The organism is Aeromonas sp. ZOR0002 (assembly GCF_963866995.1).
In the GTDB taxonomy this organism is placed as follows: Bacteria; Pseudomonadota; Gammaproteobacteria; order Enterobacterales; family Aeromonadaceae; genus Aeromonas; species Aeromonas caviae.
On the sequence record NZ_CAWMFQ010000134.1, the window covers coordinates 1 to 9,578 of the forward strand.

The following is a 9,578-nucleotide window of genomic DNA, read 5'->3' on the forward strand; positions in this document are numbered from 1 at the left end:
CAGCATGGCCGCCGATGGCGCCCCCTTGCAGGCGCAGCATGCACTCTGGATTTGTCGACCCGTTCGCGACACTTAAACGTTTTTCTGGCCAAATCCTGCCTATGAAATAAATTTTTGACAATTCAAAAACCAGCCCTATAATCGGTGCGGTTTTGAAAAAGGTCGGGACAGGACAATGCCGTTTTTGATGAAAAAAGCAGCCTTGCAGACGGGTGGAGCGCACCAGAGCGGCCCCGTTGTTTCCGGTTCCCGTCCCACAGATCCCCCGTTTTTTTTGAAAAGAGCCCCTGTTTCAGGGGCTTTTTTTTGTGCCGGAAAAACCTTCATTGATGCCAAAGGGAATGCAGACGATGACCAATCCACTCTATAACAAACACGTCATCTCCATCTCGGATCTGACCCGGTCCGACATGGAACTGGTGGTCGCCACCGCACAGCGGTTGAAGGCCGAACCCGACAGCCGCCTGCTGAAAGACAAGCTGGTCGCCAGTTGCTTCTTCGAAGCCTCCACCCGCACCCGCCTCTCCTTCGAGACCGCGGTCCAGCGCCTGGGCGGCAACATCATCGGCTTCGCCGACGGCGGCAACACCAGCGCCAAGAAGGGCGAGACCCTGGCCGACTCCATCAAGATCATCAGCTCCTACACCGATGCGGTGGTGATGCGCCACCCGAAGGAAGGGGCAGCCCGTCTGGCCTCCGAGTTCTCCCGGGTGCCGGTCATCAACGGCGGTGACGGCTCCAACCAGCATCCCACCCAGACCCTGCTCGACCTCTTCTCCATCCACGAGACCCAAGGCAAGCTGGACGGCCTCAACGTCGCCTTCGTCGGTGACCTGAAGTACGGCCGCACCGTCCACTCCCTGGCCCAGGCCCTGAGCCTGTTCAACTGCCGCTTCTTCTTCATCTCCCCGGAGGCGCTGGCCATGCCGGACTACCTCTGCGAGGAGCTGGAAGAGAAGGGCATCCGCTTCAGCGTGCACGAGACCATGGAAGAGGTGATGCCGGAGCTCGACATCCTCTACATGACCCGCGTCCAGAAGGAGCGCTTCGACGAGACCGAGTACAAGCACATGGCCGCCAAGTTCGTGCTGGAGCTGGCGACCCTGGAAGGGGCCAAGCCCACCATGAAGATCCTCCATCCCCTGCCCCGGGTTGACGAGATCGAGGTCGCCGTCGACAAGACCCCCCACGCCTACTACTTCCAGCAGGCGGAGAACGGGGTCTATGCCCGCCAGGCACTGCTGGCACTGGTACTGAACGAAACCGTCTAAGGGAAAGGGGAACATCATGTCCGAGAAGAACCAACTGCAAGTCGAAGCCATCCGCCACGGCTCCGTCATCGACCACGTCCCCGCCGGCCAGGGCATCAAGATCCTCAAGCTGTTCCAGCTGATCGAGACCCAGGAGCGGATCACCGTCGGCTTCAACCTCAAATCCGGCGCCCTCGGCAAGAAGGATCTCATCAAGATCGAGAACACCCGTCTGACCGAGCAGCAGGCCAACCAGCTCGCCCTGTTCGCCCCCAAGGCCACCGTCAACATCATCGAAGACTTCGTGGTGGTGAAGAAGCACCAGCTGGCGCTGCCGGAATTCATCGAAGGGGTCTTCCACTGCCCCAACTCCAACTGCATCTCCCACAACGAACCGGTGGAAAGCTACTTCCGGGTGCGCGAGGTGAAAGGGGCGGTGCGGATGAAGTGCAAATACTGCGAGAAGTCCTTCACCCAGGACATCGTCAGCGAACGCTACTGATTTCCTGCCGACAAAGGATATCCATGTGGGCCCTATCGGGCCCATTTTTGAACCCTGTCACATCACTTATTCCCCCTTTGGTTATAATTTGCCATCCCGTAATGGATATACCTCGCTCATCCCCTGCTTGAGTGCTCCTCATTAGTGTTTTTCGCTATGAAAAGCCGGAACGACAGACTGGGCGAGACCGCCATCGCTCATCGCCAAAGGAAGTCGCCATGGTCAACACCCTCAGCCGCCCAGCAGAACCAGAGTCCGACCTGGCCCAGCTCGACGCCTGCCGCCAGATCATCGGCCAGCACTGTTACAGCACCCAGGAGGAGATCCGCCGCGAGCTCTCCGCCCGCGGTTTTGCGGACATCAGCCAGTCCACCATCTCCCGCCTGCTGCGCCGTCTCGGGGTCGCCAAGGCCCAGAACGCCAACGGCAAGAAGGTCTACACCCTGGTGGACGAGCAGCTGGAGCCCGCCGGCAGCACCCGCTCCATCCACGACATGGTGCGCGCCGTGGTCCACAACCAGCAGATGGTGCTGGTGCATACCACCCCGGGGGCCGCTACCGTGGTGGCTCGCCTACTGGATCGCAACGCCAATCCCGAGATCCTGGGGGCCGTGGCCGGCAACGACGTGGTACTGATCGCCCCGCGCCACATCAGCCGAACCCGCCAGGCTCACGCCGCCGTGGTGCGCACCCTGGAAAACGCCCGCTGACCCCTGCTGGATGCCAGAAGGCGACCCTGGGGTCGCCTTTTTGTTGCCCGCGCGGCAAGGAGTCAGGCCACGGGAGAGGCCGGGCGCCCCGCCTTGCCTGCCATAAAAAACGGGAGCCCCAGGCTCCCGTTGTTGTCCCTATCTCTGTCGGCATTCATGCCAGCACGGCGCCCAGGCTCAGGCAGAGCACGATCAGCACGGTCAGCATGCCGAGCAGCGGGGCCACCCACTTCAGCCAGCGCACATAGGGCACCTTGGCAATGGCCAGCCCCCCCATGACCACGGCGGAGGTCGGGGTCACCAGGTTCACCAGGCCGGAGGCGGACTGGTAGGCGGTGACCACCAGCTCGCGGCCCACGTTGGCGAAGTCGGCAAGCGGCGCCATGATCGGCATGGTCAGCACCGCCAGACCGGAGGAAGAGGGCACCAGGAAGGAGAGCACCACTTCCAGCACGAACATCACGTTGATGAAGACGATGGTGGAGAGGCCGGTCACTATCCCCTCTGCACTGTGCAAAATGGTGTGGGTGATCATGCCGTTGTCCATCACCACCACGATACCGCGGGCGATACCGATGATGAGGGCCACGCCGAGCAGGTCACGAGCACCGTCGATGAAGTTGGAGGTCAGCTCCTCCTCGCTCATGCGGGAGATGACGCCGACGATGATGGCGGCAGCCAGGAAGACGCCGGAGATCTGCGCCATCCACCAGCCCAGCACGGCCACCCCGTAGATCATCACGGCGAAGGCGGCGACGAAGATGCCCAGCACAATCTTGCGGGTGGTGGTGAACTCCAGCATCTGGTCGCTCTTGTTGCCGAGGAAGTGGGCTCGGTTCTCTTCCCACTTGTCGGCCACCAGGGACTTGCTGGGATCACTTCGCACCATCTTGGCGTAACGCATCACATAGGCCACGCAGATCAGCCAGCCGGCCACCAGCATGGCGACCCGCAACCAGATGCCGTCGGTGAAGGAGATGCCGGCCGCGTTGGCGGCGATCACGGTGGCGAACGGGTTGATGGTGGAGCCCAGGGTACCGATACCGGCCCCCAGCAGCACGGTCGCGGCAGCGACCACGGGGTCGAAGCGGGCGGCCATCATCACCGGCACCAGCAGGGTGTAGAACGGCAGGGACTCTTCCGCCATGCCGTAGATGGTGCCCCCTGCGGCGAACAGCGCCATCAGGATCGGGATCATCCACTCTTCACGGCCACGCAGGCGATCGGTGACGCGCTCGATACCTGCATCAATGGCACCTGTCTTGGTCACGATGCCAAGGAAGCCACCGATGATCAGGATGAAGAGGGAGACGTCGATGGCGCCAGCCTCATAGGTGTCGTGGTTGTAGAGACCGTCGATAGGTGCCAGCAGCACGTCGACGATCCCCTGGGGATTGGCATCCACCAGTTTGTAGGTACCGGCCACCGGCACTTCCTTGCCGAGGGCCTCGTTCATGGTCATCTCGTATTTGCCGGCCGGCACTATCCAGCTCAGGGCGGCCACCAGGGCGATCAGCACAAACAGTATCGTGTAGGCTGACGGGAACTTGAATTTGGTCATGGTCCAGCTTCCTTCTGTGGGTGTGGTATCCATGCAGGCTGCGGGTCGTAGGGTTGGAGGTATTATGCCGCTGTCACATGGTTGAAAAGCCGGGGGTCACCCCCCGGCACCACTGACGACGTCAGTCGCCCAGCGTAGCCACCATCACTGCCTTGATGGTGTGCATCCGGTTTTCCGCCTCGTCGAACACGATGCTGTGCTCGGATTCGAACACGTCCTCGGTCACTTCCAGGCCCTTCATGCCATATTTGTCGGCCACTTCCTTGCCCATGGTGGTCTCGTCGTTGTGGAACGCCGGCAGGCAGTGCATGAACTTCACATCCGGGTTCTTGGTCGCGTTGATGACATCCATGTTGACCTGATACGGGGTCATCAGCTTCACCCGTTGATCCCAGGCTTCCTTCGCTTCACCCATGGAGACCCAGACGTCGGTGTAGAGGAAGTCGGCACCCAGCACACCCTCTTTCACGTCTTCGGTCAGGTGGATGCGCGCACCGGTCTCTTCGGCGATGAGGCGGCAGGTGGCAACCAGCTCCTCTTCCGGCCAGAAGGCTTTCGGCGCCACCAGACGGATGTCCATGCCCATCTTGGCGGCACCCACCATCAGGGAGTTGCCCATGTTGTTGCGGGCGTCACCCAGGTAGGCGAACTTGATCTGATCCAGACGTTTGCCCTTGCCATGCTCCAGCATGGTCATGAAGTCCGCCAGGATCTGGGTCGGGTGGAATTCGTTGGTCAGGCCGTTCCAGACCGGTACACCGGCGTGGGCCCCCAGCTCTTCCACGATCTCCTGGCCATAGCCGCGGTATTCGATGCCGTCATACATGCGGCCCAGCACCCGGGCGGTGTCCTTCATGGACTCCTTGTGACCGATTTGGGAACCGCTCGGGCCGAGGTAGGAGACCTGGGCGCCCTGGTCGAAGGCCGCCACTTCGAACGCACAGCGGGTGCGGGTGGAGGTCTTCTCGAAGATCAGGGCAATGTTCTTGCCGACCAGATGCTTGCGCTCATAGCCACCGTATTTGGCTTTCTTCAGGTCGATGGCCAGATCGATCATGTATTGGATTTCGCGAGGGGTGAAGTCCAGCAGTTTCAGGAAGTTACGGTTACGCAGATTAAAAGCCATGATGAGTTCTCTCTATATTTGTTCAGACCAATTTGGCAGTGTCATTGACTACGCAGTTGTTCAGACCAGAGCCTTGGCTCAGGCATTGACGGTATTGGTGGCGACGATGTTGGTGCCGGCTTCCCCCTTGAGGATGGCGAGGCCATCTTCCAGGGCGCCGATGCCGACCATGCCGCCGGTCGCTTTGACAAATTCACAGGAGGCTTCGACTTTCGGTCCCATGGAACCTGCGTCGAACTTGACCCCGGCCAGCTCGTCCGGGCTGGTCACCCGCAGCGGACGCTGGGTCGGTTTACCCCAATCCAGATAGACGGCATCGGCATCGGTCAGGATCAGCAGGGCGTCGGCCTTGATCTGCTTGGCCAGGTAGGCGGCAGACATGTCCTTGTCGATGACGGCTTCGATGCCGGTCAGGCTCTGGCCATCCCAGGTCACCGGGATGCCACCACCACCGGTACAGATGATGAGGTGACCCTGGGCGATCAGGGTTTCGATGGCGTCGCCTTCGACGATGCGCTGGGGCAGCGGGGACGGCACCACGCGGCGGAAGAACTTGCCGTCTGCCTTGACCACCCAGTGCTTCTCGGCAGCCAGGGTGCGGGCTTCCGCCTCTTCGTAGACGGGGCCGATGAACTTGGTCGGGTTGGCAAACGCCGGATCCTTCGGATCGACCTGCACCTGGGTCAGCAGGGCGGTGACGTTGCGGCTCGGCATCAGGTTCTTCAACTCCTGGATCAGCATGTAGCCGATCATGCCCTGGGACTCGGCACCCAGCACATCTAGGGGATAGGGGGAGACCTTGGTGTAGGCGCTGTTCTGCAGGGCCAGTAGGCCGACTTGCGGGCCATTGCCGTGCACCAGCACCACGTTGTAATCCTCGGCGATGCGGGCGATGGTCTTGGCGGCGGTGGCGATGTTCTTGCGCTGGATGTCGGCTTCCAGAGGTTCACCGCGGCGGAGCAGGGCATTGCCCCCCAGGGCGACGACGACAGTTGGTTTTTTCATGGGTGTTACTCTCGAATTCTGGTGTGTGTGGCGCCAGCCTCTGCCGGCGCCACGCCGTCTTGTCAGATGCCGTCACGTTCCATCGGGCAGCTCATGCAGCGGGCGCCGCCGCGGCCACGTCCCAGCTCTTCACCCGGGATGGGCAGCACAGTGATGCCGGCCTTGTCGTACTTCTCGTTGGTGTAGGTGTTGCGCTCGTAACCCACCACCACGCCGGGGCGCACGGTCAGCACGTTGTTGGCGTCGTTCCACTGCTCCCGCTCGGCCTCGAAGCTGTCGCCGCCGGTGGTGATGAGCCTGAGCTGATCCACCCCCAGCGCCTTCTCGATGGCGGTCACGAAGTAACCCTCTTCCTTGATGTTCATCCCGGTGGCACCGCCCGGGGTCAGGCTCCAGCAGTTCACATCCTTGCGGATGACTTCCGGATAGACGGAGAAGGTGTCGACATCCATGTGGGTCATGACGGTGTCGAGGTGCATGCAGCTACGGTGTTTCGGCAGCTCCATGGCGATGACCTGCTTGGCCTGACCGTGCTTGAACAGGCTGCGGGCCAGGTGCTCCACCCCTTGCGGCGTGGTGCGCTCGGACATGCCGATGAGCACGGCGCCTCGGCCGATGACCAGGACGTCGCCCCCTTCGATGGTGGAGTTGTCGTAGTCGCGCTCCTCGTCACCGAAGTACTTGATGAACTCCTGACCGGCAAACTGCGGGTGCCAGCGGTAGATGGCCTTCACGTGGTTGGTCTCGCGACGACGGGCGGCCTTGGCCATGGGGTTGATGGAGACGCCGCCATAGACCCAGCAGGAGGTATCGCGGGTGAAGAGGTGGTTGGGCAGCGGTTCGATGATGAAATCGGTCGGGGCATGCATGCCGACCACCATGTTGACGCCGCTGTAGGGCATCTCGGAGTAGGTGAGGCCGCCGGAGAGGATGCGGGCCAGCTCGCGGTGAGGCATGTCCGCCAGGAAGCAGCGCACGTCGTTGGCCAGGGCAGTGCCGAGGCGATAGTCGGATACCTGGTGTTGCAGCAGCCAGGCTTTGGCTTCCGGCACGTCCAGGGTTTCCGCCAGCAGATTGGTCAGGAGGAAGACTTCGACATTCTGATCGCGCAGTACCTGAGCGAATTTGTCGTGCTCCTGACCGGCACGTTCCACGGACAGGACGTCGTCAAACAGCAGATCCTGGCAGTTGGAAGGGGTCAGACGCTTCAGACTGAGGTTGGGGCGGTGCAACATGACACGGCGCAACTGGCCAACTTCAGAACCCACATAAAATTTGCTCATGATGATATTCCGTCTAGCAGTGGTCCCTGCGAGTGATTGAATAGATTCCTTCTATTCAGGCTCGTGGCTAAGGCGGGATATTCTTTATGTAGGGTACTCGGCTTGTGTTCTATCCTGCCCTTGCCTTTCGACGCAGAGATTAGGTCTGGCAATTCCACCAAACTTGGACATTGATCACATTCACCCGAGACTGCATAAATTCAGAAGTTAATTTATGATGGAGTTTACATATCTGACATTTCCCTCACCCTCCATCCGGCATAAATACGCAATAAAGCCCCAATATATTCCACAAAGAGCGCAATTTCATTCATCCATGATATCCACAAATGGATAGTCGCCAATAAAAAACATCAAATAAATCATTACATTAAAATCAAAATGCTCATTTTTTGAATAAAGCTCACCCAACTTTGAATTTATCCTCGCTTATCATCCCGTTTGCTCTCACATAAATAATCACCTGCTCCTTTATCGCTGAATAATCCATCTCTTGTCCCAGATCATGGCGGCCCAACCGGGCCAGATGGCGAGCCTCATCGCCAAGTCGTGTGCACTATCTCTTTTATATGGATATGCATTTTGCACGCATCCTGATGGCGCCTTTTTCATCGACCAGTGTGCAACCGGGATTCAAAGTTTTTTCATTAGTTGAATTTTTTCAGCCACCTTGCGCCGATTTCGGGTTCGCCTTAACTCAAAAAGTGATGCTTGTCACATTCGTTCCCGTCACCAAGGAGATAACCATGAAGATCCCGTCGCTGTTTCTGCTCGTCGCCCTGGTCCTGCCCATGACACCGGCCCTGGTGCATGCCCAGGGAGCCCCCGCCATGCCGCTGGTGGTCTGTCACGTTGACCAGGCACCCCAGATGCTGGTACCCGCCTACCTATGCCAATGGCACGGTGGCAGCCAGCATCCCTGACCCTCTCGCCCAAGGGGAGGCGATCTCCTCTTGGGTCATCCCCGCTTTCCCTCCTTTATCTCCTGAATGGGATCCGGACCACGCCACCAGCATCATGCCCATTGCCCTCCTCCACCCTCATCTGCGATCGACACTGACCGGCCTCCCCGGATTCTGAACCGCAGTTAAACGCCTTGTGAGACATTCGCCATCGACTGCGTAAGCAAAGCACCAATAAAATTCTCGCCATAGTCGGAAGATGCGCGTGAAAAAACAGCATGAGAGATCATTAAAACCATGATTTTAAAAAAGATAACTTCATTATCCTTTCGCGGGAAACCAGTTTGAATAAAACGTTTTTCAGCATGTCATTGTCGCCCTGCGCGAAATCCTTATAGTTACTCCTGCACGGACGCAATGAAGTCGGTCAGGAAGACTGGCTGCCAGGGTTGGGCAAATGGACTCACCACAGGATGTGGTAAAGGACACCTCCCAGGACGGAGAAAGTGCGACGGGAACGGATGACTCGTCAGGCCATGATGGCTAAAGGACACCCCAAAGGATTGGGAAGGGGAAACCTAAAGGAAGAGGTATAGTCAGGGATTGCAGGGAGCAACTTCGTTCAAGGATATGAGCGATAAGACTATCGGGGGCGACGCAAGTCGCCCCCATCTTTTTTTGGGTTTTTTTCACGTCTGCCCGCTGATGGGTTACCCCGGCCACGGCGTTGCTGGCCAGGATGTCCCGGATTCGCCCAGCCGGCGCTATTCCAGCCGGAAGTGTCCCACTATCTCCCGCAGCCTGTCATAGGTGCGCTGCATGGCATTCGAGCTGTCCACGGTGCGCTCGCCATTCCCCTTGAGCTGGGTGATCACCTCGGCGATGGCACTCATGTTGCGATTGATCTCCTCGGCAACGGCACTCTGCTCCTCCGCGGCCGTGGCGATATGGCTGATGAGATCGTTGATCTCCACCACTTCTCCCGCCATCAGATCCAGTGACGCATTCACCTTGCTGGTGTTTTCCGCCGCATCCTGGCAGCTCTGCCGGGTGTTGCCCATGGCGGCCACCACGGTCTGGGTGCCCCGTTGCAGCCGGGTCAGCATGGTCTGGATCTCGGCAGTACTCTTCTGGGTGCGTCCCGCCAGAGAGCGCACTTCGTCCGCCACCACCGCAAACCCCCGCCCCTGCTCACCAGCCCGGGCCGCCTCGATGGCGGCGTTGAGGGCCAGCAGGTTG

The 9,578-nt window shown here is 59.6% G+C and carries 10 protein-coding genes; 4 read left to right on the forward strand and 6 right to left on the reverse strand.

What is annotated here, in order from left to right; genetic code table 11:
* The coding region (locus AACR77_RS08170) for a hypothetical protein (protein ID WP_231563177.1) at positions 1-223 on the reverse strand (223 nt) is incomplete at its 3' end.
* Positions 224-350: 127 nt separating this feature from the next.
* On the opposite strand from AACR77_RS08170, the gene pyrB reads away from it, so the two are divergent.
* From pyrB to AACR77_RS08185, 3 genes are all read left to right on the forward strand, one after another.
* Positions 351-1,271, forward strand: coding sequence for an aspartate carbamoyltransferase (gene pyrB / locus AACR77_RS08175; protein WP_010676005.1), 921 nt, complete (start codon positions 351-353; stop codon positions 1,269-1,271).
* Positions 1,272-1,287: 16 nt separating this feature from the next.
* Positions 1,288-1,752, forward strand: a complete 465-nt coding sequence (gene pyrI, locus AACR77_RS08180) for an aspartate carbamoyltransferase regulatory subunit (RefSeq protein ID WP_010676006.1) — start codon at positions 1,288-1,290, stop codon at positions 1,750-1,752.
* A 218-nt stretch (positions 1,753-1,970) separates the two neighbouring features.
* Complete coding sequence (locus AACR77_RS08185) at positions 1,971-2,462, forward strand: arginine repressor (RefSeq protein WP_039039633.1); 492 nt, start codon at positions 1,971-1,973, stop codon at positions 2,460-2,462.
* Positions 2,463-2,616: 154 nt separating this feature from the next.
* Here AACR77_RS08185 and AACR77_RS08190 read toward each other — a convergent pair whose 3' ends face one another.
* The 4 genes from AACR77_RS08190 to arcA form a co-directional block, all read right to left on the reverse strand.
* Positions 2,617-4,023 carry a YfcC family protein gene (locus tag AACR77_RS08190; protein ID WP_010676008.1) on the reverse strand — a complete coding sequence of 469 codons (1,407 nt, stop codon included), beginning with the start codon at positions 4,021-4,023 and terminating at the stop codon, positions 2,617-2,619.
* A gap of 121 nt (positions 4,024-4,144) precedes the next feature.
* Positions 4,145-5,149, reverse strand: coding sequence for an ornithine carbamoyltransferase (gene argF / locus AACR77_RS08195; RefSeq protein WP_010676009.1), 1,005 nt, complete (start codon positions 5,147-5,149; stop codon positions 4,145-4,147).
* Positions 5,150-5,227: 78 nt separating this feature from the next.
* A complete protein-coding gene (locus AACR77_RS08200; protein WP_042880738.1) occupies positions 5,228-6,154 on the reverse strand; it encodes a carbamate kinase in 927 nt (308 codons plus the stop codon).
* Between the two features lie 62 nt (positions 6,155-6,216).
* Entirely contained in the window at positions 6,217-7,437 is a 1,221-nt protein-coding gene (arcA, locus tag AACR77_RS08205) for an arginine deiminase (RefSeq protein WP_010676011.1), read from the reverse strand.
* A 746-nt stretch (positions 7,438-8,183) separates the two neighbouring features.
* Between arcA and AACR77_RS08210 the strand changes: the two genes are divergently transcribed.
* Entirely contained in the window at positions 8,184-8,360 is a 177-nt protein-coding gene (locus tag AACR77_RS08210; protein WP_134997205.1) for a hypothetical protein, read from the forward strand.
* Between the two features lie 743 nt (positions 8,361-9,103).
* Here AACR77_RS08210 and AACR77_RS08215 read toward each other — a convergent pair.
* Positions 9,104-9,578, reverse strand: a 475-nt coding sequence (locus AACR77_RS08215; protein WP_042880740.1) for a methyl-accepting chemotaxis protein, incomplete at its 5' end; no start/stop codon positions are given.